Raw genomic sequence first — 20,333 nt, 5'->3', positions numbered from 1 at the left:
ACGTTCGCATGAAAGATTCGATGACCCTGCCGCGCCGCCACATGCTGGCCGGAAGTGCTGCCGCCTTGAGCGCGCTGGGCCTGGCCGGATGGACGGGCAGTGCGCGCGCCCAGCAGGCCGCCGCCCCCGCAGCCAAGCCGCTGCCCGCCTATGCAGGGTGGAAGTCGCCGGATGCGCTGATCGTGCACAGCAGCAGCACCCTGGAAACCCGGCGCTCCGCGTTCGGCACCAGCGTCATCACGCCGTCCAACCAGCTGTATGTGCGCAACAACCTGCCTGCGCCCGACGCAGCCATCCTCGACAACCGTGACGCATGGACGGTCTCCGTCGAAGGGGTGAAGAACCCGCGCAGCCTCACGCTGGCTGAGCTCAAGACGCTGGGCGTGGAAACCGTGGCCACCGTGCTGCAGTGCTCGGGCAACGGCCGGGGCTTCTTTCCCAGCAAGCCCAGCGGCACGCCCTGGTCGGTGGGCGCCGCGGGCTGCGTGGTCTGGAGCGGCGTCCCGCTGCGCAACGTGGTAGCGGCCCTGGGCGGGCTGGCCGATGGCGCGGCCTACCTGACCGGCACGGGCGGCGAGAAGCTGCCCGAGGGGGTGGACCCGCTCACGGTGCTGGTGGAGCGCTCGGTGCCCGTGAAGGCGATGGACGACGCGCTGCTCGCCTGGGAGATGAATGGCGAGCCCCTGTCGCTGGCGCATGGCGGCCCGCTGCGCCTGGTGGTGCCCGGCTACCAGGGTGTGAACAACATCAAGTACGTCAAGCGTGTGGCCTTCGGCAGCGCTCAGTCGCAGGCGCGCATCATGTCGCATGGCTACCGCATGTCGCCGCCCGGCAGCAAGGCCAGCCCCGACCAGCCTTCGGTGTGGGAGATGGGCGTGAAGTCGTGGATCAACGGTCCCTTGGCCGACAAGGGTCCACTCAAGCCCGGCCAGGTGCTGGTGCATGGCGTGGCCTTTGGCGGCACGCGCGCCATCAAGGGTGTGGAGGTGTCGGCCGATGGCGGCAAGACCTGGCAGGCGGCCAAGCTCATCGGCCCCGACCTGGGGCCGTTTGCCTGGCGGCAGTTTGCGCTGCCCATTCGCCTGGAGGCGGGCTCCCATGTGCTGGCGAGCCGCGCCACCGACACGGCAGGCAATGTGCAGGCCGAGCAGCGCGAAGAAAACCTGGGCGGCTACAACAACGCCAGCTGGCGCGACCACGCCGTCACCGTCTCCGTGGCCTGACATGGGTGGGTGCAACCGAGCGCGCCGCGTCGCAGCGGCGTTGTGGGCCGCTGGCGCCTGTGCGTCGGCCTGGGCCGCCGACCCGGCCGAACTGGCGCGCGGCAAGGAGCTGTTTACCAAGATCCAGCCCGCCTGCGCCGTGTGCCACACGCTGCAGGCGGCGGGCGCCGAGGGGCAGGTGGGCCCGGTGCTGGATGAGCTGAAGCCCGACGCAGGCCGTGTGCTGCGCGCGCTCAAGGGGGGCATTGGCGCGATGCCCTCGTATGCCGAGCGCATGAGCGAGAAGGACATGCAAGCTGTGGCGCAGTTTGTGGCGCACGCCACAGGCGCGGCCAAGTAGGCGCAGGCTTTCGCGTCGGTTGCAGCGCTCCCTCGCTACAACCGCGCGATGCTTCAGGCAGCTGTGCGCGAAGGCACCAGCGTCGCTCCCGCCGCACGTCCTTGCAAACCCTGGAACGCAAAGTCCACCTCGGGCACGCGGCCGCTCACGATGTCGGCCAGCGCCTTGCCAGAGCCGCAGGCGTGCGTCCAGCCCAGCGTGCCGTGGCCGGTGTTGAGGAACAGGTTGCCCACCTTCGTCTTGCCGATCAGCGGCACGTTGCTGGGTGTGGCGGGGCGCAGGCCGCTCCAGAACTGCGCCTGGGTCGCGTCGCCCGCGCCGGGGAACAGCTGCTCCACGCGCCGCACGATGGCCTCGCAGCGCACCTGGTTCAGGTGGCGGTCATAGCCGTTCAGCTCGGCCGTGCCCGCGATGCGCAGGCGGTCGCCGCCCCGTTCGCTGGTGTAGCGCGAGAACACCAGCTTGAATTCATCGTCCGTCAGGCTCACCTGGTGTGCCTTGGCCGCGTCCTTCACCGGCATGGTCACCGAGTAGCCCTTGGCCGGGTAGATGGGCAGCGGGATGCCCAGCGGCTGCGCCAGCAGCGGGCTGAACGAGCCCATGGCCAGCACAAACGCATCGCCGCGCACACGTTCGAAGCGGCCTTCGGCATTGGTCACTTCCACATGGTCGATGCGACCACCTGCCTCGCGCAGCGCGGTGATGTGGTGGCCCATGCGGAACTGCACGCCCGCCGCTTCGCACAGCTTGGCCAACTCGCGCGTGAACTGGTTGGCGTCGCCGGATTCGTCTTCTGCCGTGTAGGTGGCACCGGCCAGCTGCGGGCGGATGTGGGCCAGCGCAGGCTCGATGCGCACGGCCTCGTCAGCGCTGATGACCTGGCGCTCGCAGCCCAGCGCACGCATCTGCTCGGCCGGGGCCAGGGCTCCGTCAAATTCCTTTTGGTTGGTATAGAAGTGCAGGATGCCTTGCGTGCGCTGGTCGTATTGGATGCCGGTGGCCGCGCGCAGCTGCTGCAGCGTGTCGCGGCTGTAGGTGCCCAGGCGCACGATCTGCTCGATGTTGTGGCGCGTGCGCGCGGGCGTGCAGTTGCGCAGGAAGGACAGGCCCCACAGCCACTGTCGCATGTCGGCGCGCAGGCGGAAGAGCAGGGGGGCGTCTTCCTTGCCCAGCCATTGCAGCACCTTGAGCGGTGCGCTGGGGTTGGCCCAGGGCTCGGCGTGGCTCACCGAGATCTGGCCGCCGTTGGCAAAGCTGGTCTCGGCGCCGGGCGAGCCCTGGCGGTCGATGACGGTCACTTCGTGGCCAAGTTGAGAGAGGAAATAAGCCGAAGTCACGCCGAGCAAGCCGGCGCCCAAAACGATCACGCGCATGATTTTCAAAGCCTTTCTGGGCTCTGGCGCTAGAACAATATGCGCTTGCAGCTATGAATTAAATAGCGTGCAGCTGGCGCATGAATGCCCTAGCTGCCGCTCCCCCTGTCCTTGGTACCTGAGAGATTCACCGCTACCCACCCGGGCTGCGGCTTGCTCCTTCGGTGCGCTTCGCGTTGCGCGAGGCGGCTCTCCAGACGGCTTTGATGAATGGTGCAGTACGGGACCTGAGCGTGTATGGGAGTTTGCGCCTTCGGTGCAGCGGCGGCCGGTGGCTGCCGTGCTCTCCTGCGAGGCCGATTCTATGGGGCAAGCCTGTGCGCCGGATCAACTGCGGCGGCTAATGGGGCGCAATCGTTGCTGATGGAGCGGGGCGGGATCGATGGGGCAAGGTGCCGATAATTCCGCCGACCCCTTGCACCACGGAGAGTTTTGCCATGTCCCCCACCGCTTTGGACCCTGCCGCCAGCGCCGCCGTCATCACCCAGGCCCGGGAAGGGCGCACGCCTCGCCCGCTGGACTTCCCCGCAGGGCTGCGCCCGCGCGATGCCGCCGAGGCCTATGCCGTGCAAGACGCGGTGGTGCGTGCACGCGGGCCCATCGCTGGCTGGAAGGTCGGGGCTGCATCGCCCCAGGCCCAACCGGCACGCGCCGCGCTCACCCGCGATTCGGTGTGGGTGGCTGCAGCGAGCGAGCCCGTGTTGCTGGCTGCATCTGGTTTTGCCGTGATGGGGGTGGAGGCGGAACTGGTCTACGAACTGGGGGCCGACCTGCCCGCCCGCGCCACCCCCTACAGCGCCGCCGAGGTGCTGGCGGCCGTGGTGTCGGTGCGTGCTGCCATCGAGGTGTGCGATACGCGGTTTGCCGCCTGGGCGCAGCAGGGCGAGTGGAGCCGCCTGGCGGACCAGGCCTGCCATGGGGCGCTGATCGTGGGGTCCGGCACAGACGCTGTGGGAGCGGTCCAGCCCCTGGTGCAAGGAGTGACGCTGTCCGTGAACGGGTCGGCGGCCGTGCAGCATGCCGCCTGGGGCAACCCGGCAGGCGACCCGGTGCGTCTGCTGGTGTGGCTGGCCAATGAAGGCGCACGCAGCCTGGGGGGGCTGCGTGCGGGGCAGTGGGTGACCACAGGCTCGTGCACAGGCACGGTGCTGGTGGCGCCGGGTTCCGAGGTGGTGGCAGACTTTCCGGGCCTGGGGCGGGCGGTGTTGCACCTGCGCTAAGTGCGCAGGGCCTTGCGCCCTGCCTCGCCAGCGGTGCGTCGATCAGTTGCGGCGCGGATTGTCAGGCTGGTGGTCGCGGCGGTTGGGCACGCCGTCGCCATCGCGGTCCCGGTCGTTGCGGTTGACGATGCCATCGCCGTCGCGGTCCCAGCCACCCCGGTGCAGCTCCCAGCGACCATCGCGCTGGTCCCACTGAGGGGCACGGTAGCGGTAGCCGGGCCGTACTTTTTCAAAGTGGCCTTGCACCCATACGTGGCGGTGGCCCCGCCAGTCCCAGTACCCGGGCACCCACACCTGGCCCCTGCGGGCGTGCGGGACGGCCTCGCGGCGGGGCGGTGGCGGAGCCGGGATGACGACGCCCGGCTGCACGATGACGGTGGTCTGGGTGGCAACCTGTGCCTGTGCCGGGGCGGTGGTGCCCAGCAGGGCCGCCAGGGCGAGTGCCGAGGCGGTGAGGGTCTGGCTAAAAAGGGAAGTGGTGGTCATGGTGAAACTCCTGGTGGTAGGGGCCCTGGCTCAGGCCGAGAGGGGGGTGCCGGTGGAGCCAGAGGGGGCCGGGTATTGCGCCTTTGGGGCCCATCGTTGCCGATGGGCGCATGGGCATTTGTCCGCGGGTCTGCGCGGGTGGGGGTGGTGCGGGCCGCAGGCCCCCGCTTTGCGCTGCGGGGTGACCGAGGGGGCTTAGCGGCGGTACGGGTTGTCCGGGCGCTGGTCATAGCGGTTGGGCACGCCGTCTCCGTCGCGGTCACGGTCGTGGCGGTTCGGTACACCGTCGCCATCGCGGTCCCAGCCGCCGCCCTGCATGTCCCAGCGGCCGCCTTTCTCGACCCAGCGGGGCTCGCGGTAGTGATAGCCCGGGCGGGCCTTCACCCAGTAGCCCTGCATCCACACATGGCGGTGGCCGCGCCACTCCCAGTGGCCGGGCACCCACACCATGCCGCGGCGCGGGTGGGGCGCCACCTCGTAGCGGGGTGGGGGCGGTGCCTGGTACTGCACGAGCACCGGAGCGGGTTGCTGATAGACGGGCGTGCCAGCCTGGATGACGACGGTGGCGCTGGTCTGCGCCTGCGCCGCGCTTGCGGCGCCCAGCGACAGCAGGGCGATGGACACAGCGGCAAGTGCTTTGCGGGCCATAGGGTTCTCCTCAGAAGTGATTCCTTGCGGAACCGGAGACTTCATGGTGCGCAGGCTGCGTCAAGCCCGTGTAGTCCAATTGCGAAGCTTTGTGAAGGTGTGTTGCCGATCTCGCAGACACGCGGCCGCCGCGTGACTTTTGTCACACCTGCGGCAGGCAACCTGTGGCCCGCGTCATCGCCACCACACCAGCGCCGCAATCACCAGCAGCGCACACCAGGCCGGGTGTCTGCCGCGGGTGGCGCCAAACACCAGCAGGCCGCTGGCCAGGGTGGCGATACCCGCTACATCGGCCACCCAGGCGCCCAGTGCGGCGTCCCAGGGCGCGGTACCCAGGCGCCAGAGCAGGGCGCTCAGTGCCCAGCACAGCACCGAGGCCACATGCCAAGTGCCCCAGAGGATGCGCAGATGGGAAGTGCGCAGCACCAGCCGCGCCGCGGTGGGCGACTTGGGGCCGGCACGCGAGCGCAGGCTACGAAACAGCAGGGCTTCTCCGAGCACGGAATGGGCCATGCCCACCAGGGCCAGCCCGGTGGCGGCAAGGGTCAGTGCGGTGTTGGTCATGGGTGAATGGTCAGTACATCGTGGGCCTGGGTACGCACCCGCGCACCCAGCTGCGTCAGCAGGTGCATCAGCCCCATCCACATGCGCTCGAACGCGGGCATCTCGCCGGGTATCTGGGCCAGGTGCTGGCCCAGCACGCGCTGGTGCCGGCTGGGGGTGATGGGTGGCGGTGTTTTGGTGCCAAAGTCAAACACCGGCTGGGTCAAGGGCTCGATCTGCCAGGCCTGCATCTCGGCGAGGGCAGGGGCGAGTTCGGTGGCGTAGGCCTGCACCGTCAGGTCCTTGCGCAAGAGCCCAAGCGCCTGGTAGGCCTGCAGCACCTGCGCGTTGCGCGTGGGGTAGGTGGGCTTGCGCAGCAGGGCAGACCATGCCTGCACCACCTGCGCCCGGAATGCGCTGGGCAGGGCGCGCGTGCAGCCAAAGTCCAGCACGCCCACCGTGCCATCGGGCGCGAACAGAAAGTTGCCCGGGTGCGGGTCGGCATGCACCCGCCCCAGCACAAAGATGCAGTGCATGAACCAGTCCCACAGGTGCTGCCCGGCCTGGTCGCGCAGCGCCTGCGGTGGCTGTGTGGCCAGCCAGGCCTGCAACGGTAGCCCGGGCAAGAATTGCTGCGTGAGCACCTGGGCCCGCGTGTGCGAGAGGATGGGCTGCGCCATCACCACGCCCGGCTGCGCGGCATGCTGGGCAAACCATTGCAGCTGCTCGGCCTCCTGCAGGTAGTCCACCTCGCGCAGCAGGGTGGCCTCGATCTCGGTCATCACGCTGTCCAGTACGGCATCGGTGGGCAGCGGCATGTCGGTGTGGGCCAGGGCGCGCAGCGCGGCGCGCATCAGCTGCACGTCGCTGGCGATGGTGGCGGCAATGCCGGGGTACTGCACCTTCACGGCCACCGTGCCCTGGCCTGCGAGCTGTGCGCGGTGCACCTGGCCCAGGCTGGCGGCGGCAAACGCGGTGGGCTCGAACTGGTCGAACAGCGCCTCGGGCTCTTGCCCGAATGCCTGGCGGAACACGCGGCCCACCAGTGCGCGGTTGAGCGGCGGGGCTTGTTGGTGGGCGCGTGCCAGCTCGCTGCGCACGCCGTCGGGCAGCAGGCCCGGGTGCATGCTGAGCAACTGCGACACCTTGAGCGCCGAGCCGCGCAGCTGCCCCAGCGCGCCAAACAGGATGCGGCCCAGCGCGGCCTCGTGCTCGGCCTGCGCCTGGGCCGTGGGTGTGCGCACACGGTGCCCCAGCTCGGCCATGCCAATGCGCGCCGCTGCCAGCCCCGTGATGGCACTGCGGGCCAGCTTGCCGGTGCGGGGGGCGTCAGTGCGGGCCATGGTCTGCCAGGCGCTGCATCATGGCTCGCACGATGCGGCGGTGAAAGGGCGTGATGACGGCCATGTAAGCGTGGCCCAGGGCGTTGTGGATGTGCACCACCGTACTGACCACGACGGTGGCTGGGGCCGTGCCTTGCTGCCCCTGCTTGGTCAGCGACACCTGTACGTCCAGGTGCTTGTCGTCCTGGCCCATCACGACTTCGGTATCGCTCAGGTGCCGGATCAGGAAGATGCCCACACGGTCGCCCACGCGGTAGCTGCGGGCATCGCGTGGAGAGCGGCCGCTGGCAGGCGGATGGCCGTCGTGCAGTTGCCCCAGGTCCTTCAGGCCCACCAGCCGCACCAGCTTGTTGCGCACGGCCATGAGCTGCTGCGTCCAGCGCGGGGTGCGGGCTACAACGTCCAGCCAGGTTTGCAGGGCGTTCTGTGCGGGGTGGTCGTCAGCCACTTCGTAAGCGTCAAAAAACTGGGCGCCGGGCAGGGTGGCGTGGATGGCAGTGCCCGCGGGCACAGGGATCTCGCGCACAGTGGGGGCGGCGGTCATGCGGACTTCCTCTTGCGTGGCGTGGCTGCGGGCTTTGCCGCAGGTGCGGGGCTGGCGGCTTTGAGTGTTACACGTGGTTGGCGTGGCTTACCGGTTTTGCTGGGCTTGCGGGGCGACTCAGAAGGCTGTGATGCAGTGGATGAGGCGGCGGCTGCGGTGTGCGCAGGGGCGCGATCCATCGGCGCGCTGGCCATGGCCTGCTGGGCCATGTGCAGCATGCCCATCAGGCCGCTGCCGTGTTGCACCATGCGGGCCATCTGGCTGCGCAGCACAAAGCCGCCCAGTTGCAGCACGCGGTTGACCAGCCCGCCGCGCAGCGCCTGCACCAGTACGCCCAGCGACAGGTCCACCAGCTGCGTGGTGTCGGCAAATTCGTCGGAGGTGTCGGCCAGCCAATACGTCACCACCCCGGCCAGGTAGTCGGTGTACAGCCCGCCCGCCAGGCCCTTGAAGTCGCAGGGCTCTATCTCGCCGCTGGCCTCGGCCGCTTCCAGAAAGCTTGCCACCGCCTCGCGCAGGCTCTGGCGCGCGGCCAGCGGCTCGGCCAGCATCGACAGCGGCGAGCGTCGCGCCAGGCCGCGTACCTGAGCCACAAACTCGCGGTCGGCCAGCAGGCGCTCCAGCACGGCATCGGTCAGGCGCTGCAGCTTTTCTTGCAGGGCGTAGCCCGCAAAGCCCGGCGTCTGCAGCGTGTCGGCCAGCGCCTGGTGGGCCACGTCGTCCAGGTAGCCCAGCACGATGCGGTCCTTGGTCGGAAAGTATTTGTAGATTGTGGCGTCGCCAATGCCGGCGGCGCGTGCGATGTCTTTCATCGTCGTGCCGTCAAAGCCCTGGCGGGTCATGAGGTCCACCGCGCTGGCCACGATCTGGCGGCGCGTGGCGTCTTGCTGCTGGCGGGTGGTTTTCATTTGACTATTCTTAAATAGAGTAAATTTTCAATTTAAAGAATAGTTATTTCTCTTTGTCGCGTCAAGCCACCTCTTGGCAGGCGCAAGCAGGGGTTTTGAGGCGTTTTTAGCCTCAAGCGCAGGTAATTCATGCGCTGATAGCTATCAAAAAGATAGTGATTGAATGCGGGGCCAGGGCACTGCGGCCTGCTCCCGCACCTGTGAGGCGGCCGCTGCGCTCAACCAAGGGCAGAAGTTGGCTTGCAGCGACGGCTGCCGCTTGCAGGGGCCCGCGAAATCGGCGTGAGGCTTACCGCCGCATGCTGGCAAACGCCTCGAACTCCCAGCTGCGCATGGCCAGCAGCAGGGTGTAGCCCTCGCGCTCGCGGTCGGGCAGCTTCTGGTCGGCCAGGTGCTGCTGGGCAAAGTCCTGCGCCACGCGCTGCATGCGCTCCATGAACGCGGGCGCCAGGCTGCGGCTGATGTTGCCGTGCACCAGCAGCACGCCTTCGCCTGGGCCATCAAAGCCGCCCGCAAAGTAGTCCAGCAGCGCGTGCTCGCGGAAGTAGTTCATCACCGGGCCATGTGGGCGCCAGCGGAAGGTCTTGGCCAGCTTGAGGCGGTAGCGGTTGAGCGGCCGCAGCTCGATGATGCCGATGCGGTCCAGCTGCGCCAGGTACTTGATGCCCTCGGCCTCGGTCAGGCGGTAGTAGCCTGTCACCTGCTCCAGCGTCCACTGGCTCAGCACACAGATCGCCATCAGCAGCAGCTTCTTGTCGGCCACCACGGCCTTTTCCTGCTCGTGGGTCAGCTCTTTCAGCAAGGGCTGTTCGTCGGCCACGCGCCGCGCCAGGTCGGCAAAGTCCAGCGCCAGCGCGCGGCAGATGGCGTCGATGCGCGACAGCGGCATGTCGCCCTTGGCCAGCATGCGCTTGACGCTGGACTCGGCCATCCCCAGTGCCAGCGCCAGGTCGGCGTAGGTCATCTGTGCGGTCTTGAGTTCTTTTTTGAGGGCGGTGACGAGGTCGGCGGTCGTGCTCATGGTGACGGGGCTCCTGGGTATCGATTATCAATACCCGAAGGTGCGTGGGTAGCCCCTTGCGCGACTTCTTGGGGCGGCCGATGGGGCCGCTGCCCACACTGCGCGGCATCGTTCACTTTCCATGGTGTGTGTGATGTCTTCTTCCCCTGTGACTCTCCTTCGTTCGCGCGCCCTGGCAGGGCTGCCGCGCCTGTCGGGTGCCGAAACCGGCTTGCTGCTGGGCGCGGCCGCGCTGCTCGCCCTGGCGCTGTTCGGCCCGGTGCTGCCCGCCAGTGCGCACCAGCATGACTTTGCCGACCAGCGCACGTTGTGGGGCATTCCCTGTGCGCTGGATGTGTTGAGCAACCTGGCCTTTGCCTTCGCGGGTGCATGGGGTTGGTGGGTGCTGCGCCGTGTGCCGTCGGCCACGCTGGACGCCACCTCCCGTGCACTGGCGGCCCTGTTCTTTGGCGGGCTGCTGTGCACCGCTGCAGGTTCGGTGCTCTACCACTGGCAACCACAGGATGCGGGCCTGCTGTGGGACCGCCTGGGCATGGTGCTGCCCTTTGCGGGACTGCTGGGCCTGGCGGCGGCCAGCCGGGTGAGCGCGCGGGCAGGCGTGGCCGCCGCAGGCGCCGTGCTGCTGGCGGGGCCACTGGCCGTATGGGCGTGGATGCACAACGGCAACCTGCTGCCGTGGGCCGTGGTGCAACTGGGTGGTCTGCTGGTGGTACTGGTGCTGGCATGCCTGCCGCGCCGCGTCGGCGGGCTGGCTCTGCACCTGGGCGTGGTGGTGGTGCTGTATGCCCTGGCCAAGCTGCTGGAGGCGGCAGACCACTCGGTGTTCGAGGCCACAGGTGGATGGGTGTCGGGCCACAGCCTCAAGCATGTGCTGGCGGCAGGCGCGGCTTGGCCCGTGATGGCGGCATTGGGCTCGCTGGTGGCTTTGCGCCACAGTGACGCGGCGGTGATGCCGCGGGTCATGCCGTCCGGGCAGAATGGCGCCCACGCCGTGGGTGTCGCCCGCAGATCCGGCGCATGAAGCGCAGGTCCGGAAAATTCCAACAAGCCAACCCATCGGAAACGAGGAGAAACGCATGAGCCCCGACACCGCCTCCACCAGCGTGGCCCCCGCACCCACGCACGAGGACCCGAACCAGTTTGCCCTCCTGCGCCAGCGGCGCTTTGCACCGTTTTTCTGGACGCAGTTTTCGGGTGCGGCCAACGACAACCTCTTCAAGTTCGCCTTCACGGTGATGGTGACCTACCAGCTCAGTGTGGACTGGCTGCCGCCCGCGATGGCGGGGCTGGTGATCGGCGCGCTGTTCATCCTGCCGTTCCTGCTGTTCTCGGCCACATCGGGCCAGCTCACCGACAAGTACGACAAGACGAAGATGATCCGCTTCGTGAAGAACCTGGAGATCGCCATCATGCTGGTGGCGGCCGTGGGCTTCATCGCAGGCAACATTCCCATCTTGCTGCTGTGCACCTTCTTGATGGGCGTGCACTCCACGCTATTCGGCCCCGTCAAGTTTGCGTACATGCCCCAGGTGCTCAACGAGCGCGAGCTCACAGGCGGCAATGGCATGGTCGAGATGGGCACGTTTGTGGCCATCTTGCTGGGCAATGTGGCCGGTGGTTTGCTGGTGGCCATCCCGGGTATCGGTCACACCACCGTGGCCGTGGCCTGTGTGGTGGCTGCACTGATTGGGCGCGCCGTGGCGCAGTTCATTCCGTCCGTGCCCGCCACTGATCCAGGCCTCACCATCAACTGGAATCCCTTCACCGAAACCTGGCGCAACCTCAAGCTGGCACACGAGAACGTGGTGGTGTTCCGCTCGCTGCTGGGCATCAGCTGGATGTGGTTCTTTGGCGCGGTGTTCCTGAGCCAGTTCCCCAGCCTGGCCAAGAACGTGCTGCATGGCAACGAGCAGGTGGCCTCGCTGCTGCTGGTGGTGTTCTCCATCGGCATTGGTGTGGGCTCGCTGCTGTGCGAGGTGCTGTCGCGCCGCCATGTCGAGATCGGCCTGGTGCCGCTGGGCGCCATCGGCATGAGCGTGTTCTCCATCGACCTGTATTTCGCGTCGCGCAGCCTGCCGCCGTCCGAGATCATGGGCCTGGCCGCCTTCGTGGCCCAGGGCGCCCACTGGCGCGTGATGCTGGACCTAGCGCTGCTCAGCCTGTTCGCGGGCCTGTACAGCGTACCCATGTACGCGCTGATCCAGATGCGCAGCCAGCCCACACACCGCGCACGCATCATCGCGGCCAACAATATTCTGAACGCGCTGTTCATGATCGGCAGCTCGCTCATCGCCGGCGCCTTGCTGGGCGCGGGCTTCACGGTGCCGCAGATCTTCCTGTTCACCGGCCTGGCCAACGCCGTGGTGGCGTTCTACATCTTCATGCTGGTGCCTGAATACCTGCTGCGCTTCATCGCGTGGGTGTCTTCCCGGTTCGTGTACCGCTTCAAGGTGCAGGGCGATGAAAACCTGCCGTCCACCGGCGCGGCCATCCTGGCGTGCAACCACGTGAGCTTTGTGGATGCCGTGCTGCTCATGGCCGCCAGCCCGCGCCCCATCTACTTCGTGATGGATCACCGCATCTTCCGCGTGCCGGTGCTGGGCTGGCTCTTCCGCCTGGCCAAGGCCATCCCGATTGCGCCGTACAAGGAAGACCCGAAGACCTATGAAGCGGCTTTCGACCGTGCTGCCCAGGTGCTGCGCGAGGGCGACTTGCTTGCCATCTTCCCCGAGGGTGGAATCACCAAGGACGGGCAGCTGCAGGAGTTCAAGGGCGGCATCATGAAGATCATCGAACGGGCGAAGGCCGAGGGTGTCGAGGCGCCGGTGATCCCCATGGCGTTGACCAACCTGTGGGGCTCGTACTTCAGCCGCATTGAAAAAGGCGGCGCGATGGTGCGGCCGTTCCGCCGGGGCTTCTACAGCCGCGTGGGGCTGAATGTGGGGGCGCCTGTTCAGTCACTCCTCGTCACCCCGGAGAGCTTGCATGGTCGAGTCGCTGGACTGCTGCAACAGGACATATCATGCGCATAAAAAATTCTTTCAACAGCCGGTAGGCAGTTCGGGGGGGCTATGGCGATTTCATTCTTTGGCGCAGTAGGTTTAGTCTTTCTTGTGTGCGGTATCTCATGGGCACGGCGTTCGCAGGCGGCTTTGCGGTGGTTAGCCGTGTTGGGGTTGGGCTTGGGATGCATCGCTGGTGCACAAGCCGCTTGCAACTACACGTCGGGTTCCACCACTGGTACTAGCGTTGCCATTGCGGGAACCGGGGCCCCTAACGCGGTTGGCCTCTGTCTGACAAATGATGTAGTCCGCTGGGGCCTATACGGACAGGCGGCAGGGGGAGGCAATCCGAATGTCATTGCCTCCACTTACTTCCCAATAGCAGGAACATCTGCTGCGTCGCCGACGAATCTGAGCATTTCCACTAGCAAGGCAACATACACCCTACTTCCAGTTGGCAGTGGGGTTGACTTCCCTGAGTACACCATCCGCCTTGATTCCCAGACAAGTCCGGGAAGCGACACCATCACGCTCTGGTATGCGAGCGATTGCAGTAGTTCTCTAGGGAGTTGCACTTCTTCTGGAACAACGAATACTTCTTTCGCCATCACAATTGCGTTGCCTGGACCGACGATTACGTCCATCTCACCGACGAGTGGACCAACTTCTGGCGGAACTCCGGTAGTCCTTACCGGAACGAACTTCACTGGGGTAACCGCTGTGACTTTTGGTGCCGCGGCAGCGAGCTTCACCGTCAACTCGGCCACACAGATTACGGCCACGGCGCCGGCAGGCAGTGCGGGCACGGTGGACGTGCGCGTGACAACAGCTGGTGGTACCAGCGCGACCAGTGCAGCGGACCAGTTCACTTACGTGGCAGCGCCCACAGTGACATCCATTTCGCCTACGGCGGGCCCAGTAGCTGGCGGGACCACTGTGGTTATCACTGGGAGTGGCTTCTCGGGCACGACATCCGTGGTCTTTGGTGGTGCGGCGGCCACGGGCTTCACCGTCAACTCGGCCACGCAGATTACGGCCACGGCGCCGGCAGGCAGTGCGGGCACGGTGGACGTGCGCGTGACAACAGCTGGGGGTACCAGTGCGACCAGCGCAGCGGACCAGTACACCTATGTCGCAGCGCCTGCGGTCACGTCGATCTCGCCGACAGCAGGTCCAACAGGAGGCGGCACGTCAGTGACCATCACGGGCACGAGCTTCACGGGTGCGACGGCGGTGAGTTTTGGTGCGGCAGCAGCCACGGGCTTTACTGTGAACTCAGCCACCTCGATCGCCGCCACTGCCCCCGCAGGGACGGGCACGGTGGATGTGCGCGTGACGACCACGGGCGGCACCAGCGCGACCAGCGCAGCGGATCAATTCACTTACGTGCCAGCGCCCACGGTCACGTCGATCTCGCCGACAGCAGGTCCAACAGGAGGCGGCACGTCGGTGACCATCACGGGCACGAACTTCACGGGTGCGACGGCGGTGACCTTTGGCGCGACGGCGGCCACGGGCTTCACCATCAACTCGGCCACGCAGATTACGGCCACGGCGCCAGCGGGAACGGGCACAGTGGACGTGCGGGTAACAACAGTTGGTGGTACCAGCGCGACCAGTGCAGCGGACCAGTTCACTTACGTGGCAGCGCCCACAGTGACATCGATATCACCCACGGCGGGTCCCGCAATTGGCGGAACCACGGTCACGATCACGGGCACGAACCTGAGTGCTGCGACGGCAGTGACCTTTGGCGCGACGGCGGCCACGGGCTTCACCGTCAACTCGGCCACGCAAGTGACTGCGACAGCGCCGGCGGGAACGGGCACGGTGGACGTGCGCGTGACAACAGTTGGTGGCACCAGCGCGACCAGTGCAGCGGACCAGTTCACTTACGTGCCTGCGCCCACGGTCACGTCGATCTCGCCGACGAGTGGCCTGAGCGTGGGCGGGACCACGGTCACGATCACGGGCACGAACCTGAGTGGTACGACGGCGGTGACCTTTGGCGCGACGGCGGCCACGGGCTTCACCGTCAACTCGGCCACGCAGATTACGGCCACGGCGCCGGCAGGCAGTGCGGGCACGGTGGACGTGCGAGTGACAACAGTTGGTGGTACCAGCGCGACCAGCGCAGCGGATCAGTTCACTTACGTGGCAGCGCCCACGGTCACGTCGATCTCGCCTACGGCGGGGCCAATCACAGGTGGGACGTCGGTGATTGTCACGGGGACAAACCTCGCTGGGACAACGGCGGTGACCTTTGGCGCGACGGCGGCCACAGGCTTCACCGTCAACTCGGCCACGCAGATTACGGCCACGGCGCCGGCAGGCAGTGCGGGCACGGTGGACGTGCGGGTGACAACAGTTGGTGGTACCAGCGCGACCAGCGCAGCGGACCAGTACACCTATGTCGCAGCGCCTACGGTCACGTCGATCTCGCCGACAGCAGGTCCAACAGGAGGCGGCACGTCGGTGACCGTCATGGGCACGAACTTCACGGGTGCGACGGCGGTGAGTTTTGGTGCGGCACCAGCCACGGGCTTTACTGTGAACTCAGCCACGCAGATCACCGCCACAGTCCCTGCGGGGACGGGCACGGTGGATGTGCGCGTGACAACAGTTGGTGGTACCAGCGCGACCAGCGCAGCGGACCAGTTCACCTATGTCGCAGCGCCTGCGGTCACGTCGATCTCGCCGACAGCAGGTCCAACAGGAGGCGGCACGTCAGTGACCATCACGGGCACGAACTTCACGGGTGCGACGGCGGTGAGTTTTGGTGCGGCACCAGCCACGGGCTTTACTGTGAACTCAGCCACGCAGATCACCGCCACAGCCCCTGCAGGGACGGGCACGGTGGATGTGCGCGTGACGACCACCGGCGGCACCAGCGCCACGAGCGCGTCAGACCAATTCACCTATGTGGTCCGGCAAACAGGGGCAATCACAACAGCGGTTGGCGGTGGCACGGTATCCGCTCAAATCGTGAGCGGGAGTGCGAGCTGCGCTATTGATACGACCAATACGGTTGCGTTTACCCCTCCTTTATTTGACGGAGGTGTTGCTCCATATGGCGGTCTCAAAATCAGACTCACGGGTTGTACCGCAGGTGAAACTGTTCGCGTTGCGGTTACTTGGCCAGATTTAGCGGGGCGCACAGCACGCAAGTATGGAAAGACGCCGACGTCTTCTGGCGCGACAGTCTGGTACACGCCGAACAATATGGTGATCGCTGGCAATACGGTGAGTTACGACATAACCGATAACGGGTTGGGTGACGATACCTTCACTGGAGCGGATGGCGTTATCAACGACCCAGTAGTGCCACTCATTCTTTCCTCGGCGCAAGGCATTCCAACTTTGAGCAACTGGGCGCTGGCAGTGCTTGCGGGGCTTATGCTGTTCGGCTTTTGGGGCGTCAGGCGTGCTCGGTGGGTTTGATCTACCGGGACCGGCAGTCACGCCGGATCCTGCTCAATCTTGCAGCACCCGGGTCTTTCAAGACTTCGTCACTTGAGCGCTTGAGACCCCTCGAAGCTACCGGCTGTAACCCGGAGTGGGGTCGTAGCCGATGCATCGTATTGATATGCCCACCCCTTCGGGGGCTTGAAGAGAGCCACATGGGCCCGTCGCGACGGTCTTACCCCTCCTCAAATCACTGAAAGACCTACAAGGTCTGTGAAGTGCTCGGCTATGAATGAATTGCGCTTAGCCGTTGCGAAAAAGAAAGCTGTAGGCGTTCAACGCCGGCACCCCTCCCAGGTGCGCATACAGCACGCGGGAGCCTTCGGGGAATTCGCCCTTGCGCACCATGTCGATCATGCCGTGCATGGACTTGCCTTCGTACACCGGGTCGGTCAGCATGCCTTCCTGGCGTGCGCACAGGCGGATGGCTTCGAGCGTGCCTTCGTTGGGCAGACCGTACTCGGGGCCGCCGTAGCGGGTGTCCAGGATCACGTCCTCGGCGGTCAGCTCCTGGCCCAGCTCGACGAGTTGGGCGGTGTTCTGGGCAATGCGCAGGATCTGCGCGTGCGTCTTCTCGGGCTTGGCCGAGGCGTCGATGCCAATCACCTTGCGCGCGCGGCCGTCGGCCGCAAAGCCCACCACCATGCCCGCCTGCGTGCTGCCCGTGACCGAGCACACGACGATGTAGTCGAACTGGAAGCCCAGCTCCTTTTCCTGCTGGCGTACTTCTTCGGCAAAGCCCACGAAGCCCAGGCCGCCGTACGGGTGCTCGGAGCAGCCGGCAGGAATGGGGAAGGGCTTGCCACCCGCCTTCTTCACGTCGTCCATGGCCTGCTCCCAGCTGGGGCGGATGCCGATGTCAAAGCCCGCAGCGTCCAGGCGCACATCGGCGCCCATGATGCGGCTCATCTCGATGTTGCCCACGCGGTCGTACACCGCGTCGGAGTAGTTCACCCAGTTCTCCTGCACCAGCACGCACTTCATGCCCAGGTGCGCGGCCACGGCGGCCACCTGGCGCGTCTGGTTGGACTGGATGCCGCCAATCGACACCAGCGTGTCGTAGCCGCCCGCAATCGCCTCGGGGATCAGGTATTCGAGCTTGCGCGTCTTGTTGCCGCCAAAGGCCAGGCCCGAGTTGCAGTCCTCGCGCTTGGCATACAGGTGCACCTTGCCGCCCAGGTGCGCCGACAGGCGGTTGAGGGGCGTGATGGGCGAGGGGCCAAAGGTGAGCGGGTGGCGAGCAAATTTCTGCAGGTTCATGGCGGTGTTCCGGTCGATGAAGAAGGGGCGCAAGCGGGGGGGCTTGCAGTGCCTTCATCGTAGAAAAACACGCGCATCAAGTGGTTGCAAAAATTGTCAAAATTTCGGCGTTTCAGTTTTCTGAAAGAGAATGCAAGCCGAAAATATTTCTTTAGATTGTTTATGTGCGCAACAAAAGTTCGTGCCAAGAATGCACCACAGGCCGATGTCTCTGCCGAGCTGGACCGCACCGACAAAGCCATCCTGCGGCAGTTGCAACGAGATGCGTCGCTGTCCAACGTCGCACTGGCCGAGAAGGTGCATCTGAGTCCCCCCGCTTGCTTGCGCCGCGTGGAGCGCCTGCGGCGCCTGGGGCTCATCGACAAGGTGGTGGCGCTGCTCAACCCCCAGGCCGTGGGGGCGGGCATGCTGGTGATGATTGGCGTGGTGCTGGACCGCTCCACGCCCGAGTCGTTTGCCGAGTTCGAGAAGGCGGCCGCCAAGGTGTCCGGCTGCATGGAATGCCATGTGGTCACCGGCGAGTTCGACTACTTCATGCTGGTGCGCACGCGCGACAACGACAGCTTCAACCGGCTGCACGCCGAGCAACTGCTCTACCTGCCCGGGGTGCGCCAGGTGCGCTCGTTCATGGTGTTGCGCAACGTGCTCTCGACCACCGAGCTGCCGCTGGCGGTGTAGCGGTCGGCCTCTGCCCGTTTACTGCGCGCCGCGCAGCCGCCCCATCATGGCCGCCCAGGCCGGGCCGCCAAACACGTTGACCACCAGCCCTGCCATCAAGAGCCCAGCGCCCGCAAAGTGCACGGGCAGCAACTGCTCGCCAAACGCCACCCACCCCGTGGTCAGGCCCACCACCGGCACCAGCAGCGTGAAGGGCGCCACGCGGTTCACGGGGTAGCGTGACATCAGATAGGTCCACAGCCCGAAGCCCAGCAGGGTCGAGATCCACGCGATGTAAGCGACGGCGGCGATGGATTGGAAGGACAGATGCTGCACGGCGGCCCACACCGTGGCAGGACCGTCCAGCCACATTGACAGTGCCACAAACGGCAGCGGCGCCACCACGCTGGACCAGACGATGAAGGCAAACTGGTTCATCGGCCCATACCGTCCCACCGCACGGGTGACGATATTGCCGCAGCCCCACATCGCCGCTGCTGCCACCGTGAGCGCAAAGCCTGCCAGCGGCATGGAGGCGCCATGCGCGCTGCCGATCAGCACCAGCCCGCAGCCCGCCAGCGCGAGGCCTGCCACCTGGTTGCCCAGCCACTTCTCGCGGAGCCACCACGCGGCCAGCAGCAGGGTGAAGAACGACTGCGACTGCAGCACCAGCGACGCCAGGCCCGAGGGCATGCCGATGTGAATGGCGGTGAACAGCAGCGCAAACTGGCCCACGGCCATGGTCATGCCGTACAGCAGGTACAGCCGCAGCGGCACCTTGGGCGGCTTGACAAACAGGAGCGCCGGAAAGGCTGCCAGCAGGTAGCGCAGCGCCCCCAGCAGCAGGGGGGGCACCCCGGCCACACCCACCTTGATGACAGCAAAGTTGAGGCCCCAGACCACGATGACGAGCAGGGCCAGGGCGAGGTCGCGGGGGCGCAGGGAATTGTTCATGCCCTGCATTCTCTGGGATCGGGGAGGCCGCCAGCCGGTCGTTTCAGGACCAGCAAGGTGCGAAAACGGACCAGACCGTGAAGAAGTTCTGAGAGCGTTACGCCGACTCGACCGCGAAGCTCAGCCCTGCATTGGCTTGCAGGCGTGCGATCAACCGGTCGCCCATCGCCGGGGCGGTGGTCCAGATGCCGCCAGGCGTTTCCGTGGCTTCCTGCAGCAGGCACACGGCCGCCTCGGTGATCATCTTGGAGGTAGAGCCGTAGCCCGGGTCGCGGTCGCCCTTCACGCCCACGCGCAGGGTGTGGCCTGCGTCATCGGTGCCCAAAAACAGCACGTCGTAAAAGCCGTTCTCGCGTTCTTCGCGCGAAGGGCCTTCGCCTGGCTTGGGGCCTTTGTCCGAGCCCAGCGACTTGTCGCCCGCCACCGCGTTGGCGATGGCCTCGCCCTTTTCGCCGGGGCCGGTGATGAGCATTTCGTCGTAGACAAAGTCGGTGCCGTAGGCGTGCTGCAGCAGGAAGTTGGAGCGGTGCACGTTGCGGGTGTTGATGGCGGCCATCACGAACGGGGCGACCCAGACGCTATCGCCACCCATGGTGCCGAGGGCCTCGTCCACCATGGGCTTGTTGCCCGAGGGCTGGCGCGGGCCTTCAAAACCGGGGGTCAGCGAGAAGGGGTTTTTCAGCAGGTCCAGCACGCCGGGCTGACTGGCGGCAGCCGCCATGGTGGCCTTGAGGCTGGCGGCGGTGCCGCCCGAGAAGGTGCCCTTCATCTTGCGCACCCGGCCGCGCACGCGGGGTGCGGGGTGACCGAAGCGGTGGCGGAATTCCTTCTGCAGCAGGAACACGCCCAGGTCGAACGGAATGGAGTCAAACCCGCACGAGAACACGATGCGCGCGCCGCTGGCCTTGGCGGCGGCTTCGTGCGCGTCGATCATCTGGCGCATCCAGGCAGGCTCGCCGCACAGGTCCACATAGTCCACGCCGGCCTTGGCGCAGGCGGCCACCAGTTCGTTGCCATACAGCTGGTAGGGGCCCACGGTGGTCAGCACCAGACGCGTGGCGTCCATCAGCGCCTGCAGGCTGGCGGGGTTGCTGGTGTCGGTCACGACCAGCGGGGTGTCGGCCGGGGCGCCCACTTCGTCGCGCACGGCGGCGAGTTTGTCGGCATTGCGGCCCCCCATGGCCCAGCGCAGGCCGCTGCCGGCGGGGTAGCGTTGCAGCAAGTACTCGACCACCAGGCGGCCGGTGAAGCCGGTGGCGCCGTGGACGACGAGGTCAAAAGGTTTGGTCATGGTGGGGTTCCGTCCGTCAAAAGTGCAAGGTCCGGGGGCAGGCAGAAGTTGCCTT

General features: G+C 66.5%; 18 protein-coding genes and 1 riboswitch. Of the genes, 7 read left to right on the top strand and 11 right to left on the bottom strand.

Going from position 1 to position 20,333, the window contains the following annotated elements; all coding sequences use genetic code 11:
* Positions 1 to 8 precede the first annotated feature (8 nt).
* Positions 9 to 1,223, top strand: coding sequence for a sulfite oxidase (locus C8C99_RS12595; RefSeq protein ID WP_108625932.1), 1,215 nt, complete (start codon positions 9 to 11; stop codon positions 1,221 to 1,223).
* 1 nt (position 1,224) lies between these two features.
* Complete coding sequence (locus C8C99_RS12590; protein ID WP_108625931.1) at positions 1,225 to 1,563, top strand: cytochrome c; 339 nt, start codon at positions 1,225 to 1,227, stop codon at positions 1,561 to 1,563.
* A gap of 53 nt (positions 1,564 to 1,616) precedes the next feature.
* On the opposite strand, the gene C8C99_RS12585 is transcribed toward C8C99_RS12590, so the two are convergent.
* Entirely contained in the window at positions 1,617 to 2,936 is a 1,320-nt protein-coding gene (locus tag C8C99_RS12585) for a D-amino acid dehydrogenase (RefSeq protein WP_108625930.1), read from the bottom strand.
* A gap of 95 nt (positions 2,937 to 3,031) precedes the next feature.
* Positions 3,032 to 3,143, bottom strand: a riboswitch (glycine riboswitch).
* 230 nt (positions 3,144 to 3,373) lie between these two features.
* On the opposite strand from C8C99_RS12585, the gene C8C99_RS12580 reads away from it, so the two are divergent.
* Entirely contained in the window at positions 3,374 to 4,156 is a 783-nt protein-coding gene (locus tag C8C99_RS12580) for a 2-keto-4-pentenoate hydratase (RefSeq protein WP_108625929.1), read from the top strand.
* Positions 4,157 to 4,198: 42 nt separating this feature from the next.
* Here C8C99_RS12580 and C8C99_RS12575 read toward each other — a convergent pair whose 3' ends face one another.
* From C8C99_RS12575 to C8C99_RS12545, 7 genes are all read right to left on the bottom strand, one after another.
* Positions 4,199 to 4,642, bottom strand: coding sequence for a YXWGXW repeat-containing protein (locus C8C99_RS12575; protein ID WP_056648016.1), 444 nt, complete (start codon positions 4,640 to 4,642; stop codon positions 4,199 to 4,201).
* 195 nt (positions 4,643 to 4,837) lie between these two features.
* Positions 4,838 to 5,290, bottom strand: coding sequence for a YXWGXW repeat-containing protein (locus C8C99_RS12570; protein WP_108625928.1), 453 nt, complete (start codon positions 5,288 to 5,290; stop codon positions 4,838 to 4,840).
* 174 nt (positions 5,291 to 5,464) lie between these two features.
* Positions 5,465 to 5,854 (bottom strand): hypothetical protein, encoded by a 390-nt coding sequence (locus C8C99_RS12565; RefSeq protein WP_108625927.1) that lies wholly within the window; start codon positions 5,852 to 5,854, stop codon positions 5,465 to 5,467.
* On the bottom strand, positions 5,851 to 7,176 hold the full coding sequence (locus tag C8C99_RS12560; protein WP_108625926.1) for an AarF/ABC1/UbiB kinase family protein: 1,326 nt from the start codon (positions 7,174 to 7,176) through the stop codon (positions 5,851 to 5,853). Before C8C99_RS12560 ends, C8C99_RS12565 begins: the two co-directional genes overlap by 4 nt.
* Positions 7,163 to 7,720, bottom strand: a complete 558-nt coding sequence (locus C8C99_RS12555; RefSeq protein WP_056648028.1) for a DUF2867 domain-containing protein — start codon at positions 7,718 to 7,720, stop codon at positions 7,163 to 7,165. Before C8C99_RS12555 ends, C8C99_RS12560 begins: the two co-directional genes overlap by 14 nt.
* A complete protein-coding gene (locus tag C8C99_RS12550; RefSeq protein ID WP_108625925.1) occupies positions 7,717 to 8,628 on the bottom strand; it encodes a TetR/AcrR family transcriptional regulator in 912 nt (303 codons plus the stop codon). The genes C8C99_RS12555 and C8C99_RS12550 overlap by 4 nt, the downstream gene beginning before the upstream one ends.
* A gap of 289 nt (positions 8,629 to 8,917) precedes the next feature.
* Positions 8,918 to 9,649, bottom strand: coding sequence for a helix-turn-helix transcriptional regulator (locus C8C99_RS12545; RefSeq protein WP_108625924.1), 732 nt, complete (start codon positions 9,647 to 9,649; stop codon positions 8,918 to 8,920).
* A 133-nt stretch (positions 9,650 to 9,782) separates the two neighbouring features.
* Between C8C99_RS12545 and C8C99_RS12540 the strand changes: the two genes are divergently transcribed.
* From C8C99_RS12540 to C8C99_RS12530, 3 genes are read left to right on the top strand one after another with little or no spacing between them, the layout of a single operon-like run.
* Positions 9,783 to 10,670, top strand: a complete 888-nt coding sequence (locus C8C99_RS12540; RefSeq protein ID WP_056648361.1) for a hypothetical protein — start codon at positions 9,783 to 9,785, stop codon at positions 10,668 to 10,670.
* 55 nt (positions 10,671 to 10,725) lie between these two features.
* Positions 10,726 to 12,681: an MFS transporter gene (locus tag C8C99_RS12535; RefSeq protein ID WP_056648039.1), complete on the top strand. Its 1,956-nt coding sequence runs from the start codon at positions 10,726 to 10,728 to the stop codon at positions 12,679 to 12,681.
* Between the two features lie 39 nt (positions 12,682 to 12,720).
* Positions 12,721 to 16,092 carry an IPTL-CTERM sorting domain-containing protein gene (locus C8C99_RS12530; protein WP_108625923.1) on the top strand — a complete coding sequence of 1,124 codons (3,372 nt, stop codon included), beginning with the start codon at positions 12,721 to 12,723 and terminating at the stop codon, positions 16,090 to 16,092.
* Positions 16,093 to 16,359: 267 nt separating this feature from the next.
* Here the strand turns inward: C8C99_RS12530 and C8C99_RS12525 are convergent, their stop codons facing one another.
* Entirely contained in the window at positions 16,360 to 17,376 is a 1,017-nt protein-coding gene (locus C8C99_RS12525) for a 1-aminocyclopropane-1-carboxylate deaminase (RefSeq protein WP_056648366.1), read from the bottom strand.
* A 162-nt stretch (positions 17,377 to 17,538) separates the two neighbouring features.
* On the opposite strand from C8C99_RS12525, the gene C8C99_RS12520 reads away from it, so the two are divergent.
* On the top strand, positions 17,539 to 18,054 hold the full coding sequence (locus C8C99_RS12520) for an Lrp/AsnC family transcriptional regulator (RefSeq protein WP_056648055.1): 516 nt from the start codon (positions 17,539 to 17,541) through the stop codon (positions 18,052 to 18,054).
* 18 nt (positions 18,055 to 18,072) lie between these two features.
* Here the strand turns inward: C8C99_RS12520 and C8C99_RS12515 are convergent, their stop codons facing one another.
* Positions 18,073 to 18,987, bottom strand: a complete 915-nt coding sequence (locus C8C99_RS12515; protein ID WP_056648368.1) for an EamA family transporter — start codon at positions 18,985 to 18,987, stop codon at positions 18,073 to 18,075.
* Positions 18,988 to 19,084: 97 nt separating this feature from the next.
* Positions 19,085 to 20,278 (bottom strand): trans-acting enoyl reductase family protein, encoded by a 1,194-nt coding sequence (locus tag C8C99_RS12510; protein WP_056648058.1) that lies wholly within the window; start codon positions 20,276 to 20,278, stop codon positions 19,085 to 19,087.
* Positions 20,279 to 20,333: the final 55 nt, after the last annotated feature.

Origin of the sequence: Acidovorax sp. 107, from assembly GCF_003058055.1 — a bacterium.
Classification (GTDB): Bacteria; Pseudomonadota; Gammaproteobacteria; order Burkholderiales; family Burkholderiaceae_C; genus Acidovorax.
This window is presented reverse-complemented; position numbering and strand designations above follow the sequence as displayed.

Coding starts and splice junctions, on each gene's coding strand:
- C8C99_RS12595 (WP_108625932.1), top strand. CDS start 9: ATGAAAGATTCGATGACCCTGCCGCGCCGCCACATGCTGGCCGGAAGT.
- C8C99_RS12525 (WP_056648366.1), bottom strand. CDS start 17,376: ATGAACCTGCAGAAATTTGCTCGCCACCCGCTCACCTTTGGCCCCTCG.
- C8C99_RS12545 (WP_108625924.1), bottom strand. CDS start 9,649: ATGAGCACGACCGCCGACCTCGTCACCGCCCTCAAAAAAGAACTCAAG.
- C8C99_RS12535 (WP_056648039.1), top strand. CDS start 10,726: ATGAGCCCCGACACCGCCTCCACCAGCGTGGCCCCCGCACCCACGCAC.
- C8C99_RS12560 (WP_108625926.1), bottom strand. CDS start 7,176: ATGGCCCGCACTGACGCCCCCCGCACCGGCAAGCTGGCCCGCAGTGCC.
- C8C99_RS12510 (WP_056648058.1), bottom strand. CDS start 20,278: ATGACCAAACCTTTTGACCTCGTCGTCCACGGCGCCACCGGCTTCACC.
- C8C99_RS12565 (WP_108625927.1), bottom strand. CDS start 5,854: ATGACCAACACCGCACTGACCCTTGCCGCCACCGGGCTGGCCCTGGTG.
- C8C99_RS12515 (WP_056648368.1), bottom strand. CDS start 18,987: ATGAACAATTCCCTGCGCCCCCGCGACCTCGCCCTGGCCCTGCTCGTC.
- C8C99_RS12590 (WP_108625931.1), top strand. CDS start 1,225: ATGGGTGGGTGCAACCGAGCGCGCCGCGTCGCAGCGGCGTTGTGGGCC.
- C8C99_RS12555 (WP_056648028.1), bottom strand. CDS start 7,720: ATGACCGCCGCCCCCACTGTGCGCGAGATCCCTGTGCCCGCGGGCACT.
- C8C99_RS12585 (WP_108625930.1), bottom strand. CDS start 2,936: ATGCGCGTGATCGTTTTGGGCGCCGGCTTGCTCGGCGTGACTTCGGCT.
- C8C99_RS12580 (WP_108625929.1), top strand. CDS start 3,374: ATGTCCCCCACCGCTTTGGACCCTGCCGCCAGCGCCGCCGTCATCACC.
- C8C99_RS12540 (WP_056648361.1), top strand. CDS start 9,783: ATGTCTTCTTCCCCTGTGACTCTCCTTCGTTCGCGCGCCCTGGCAGGG.
- C8C99_RS12550 (WP_108625925.1), bottom strand. CDS start 8,628: ATGAAAACCACCCGCCAGCAGCAAGACGCCACGCGCCGCCAGATCGTG.
- C8C99_RS12520 (WP_056648055.1), top strand. CDS start 17,539: ATGTGCGCAACAAAAGTTCGTGCCAAGAATGCACCACAGGCCGATGTC.
- C8C99_RS12530 (WP_108625923.1), top strand. CDS start 12,721: ATGGCGATTTCATTCTTTGGCGCAGTAGGTTTAGTCTTTCTTGTGTGC.
- C8C99_RS12575 (WP_056648016.1), bottom strand. CDS start 4,642: ATGACCACCACTTCCCTTTTTAGCCAGACCCTCACCGCCTCGGCACTC.
- C8C99_RS12570 (WP_108625928.1), bottom strand. CDS start 5,290: ATGGCCCGCAAAGCACTTGCCGCTGTGTCCATCGCCCTGCTGTCGCTG.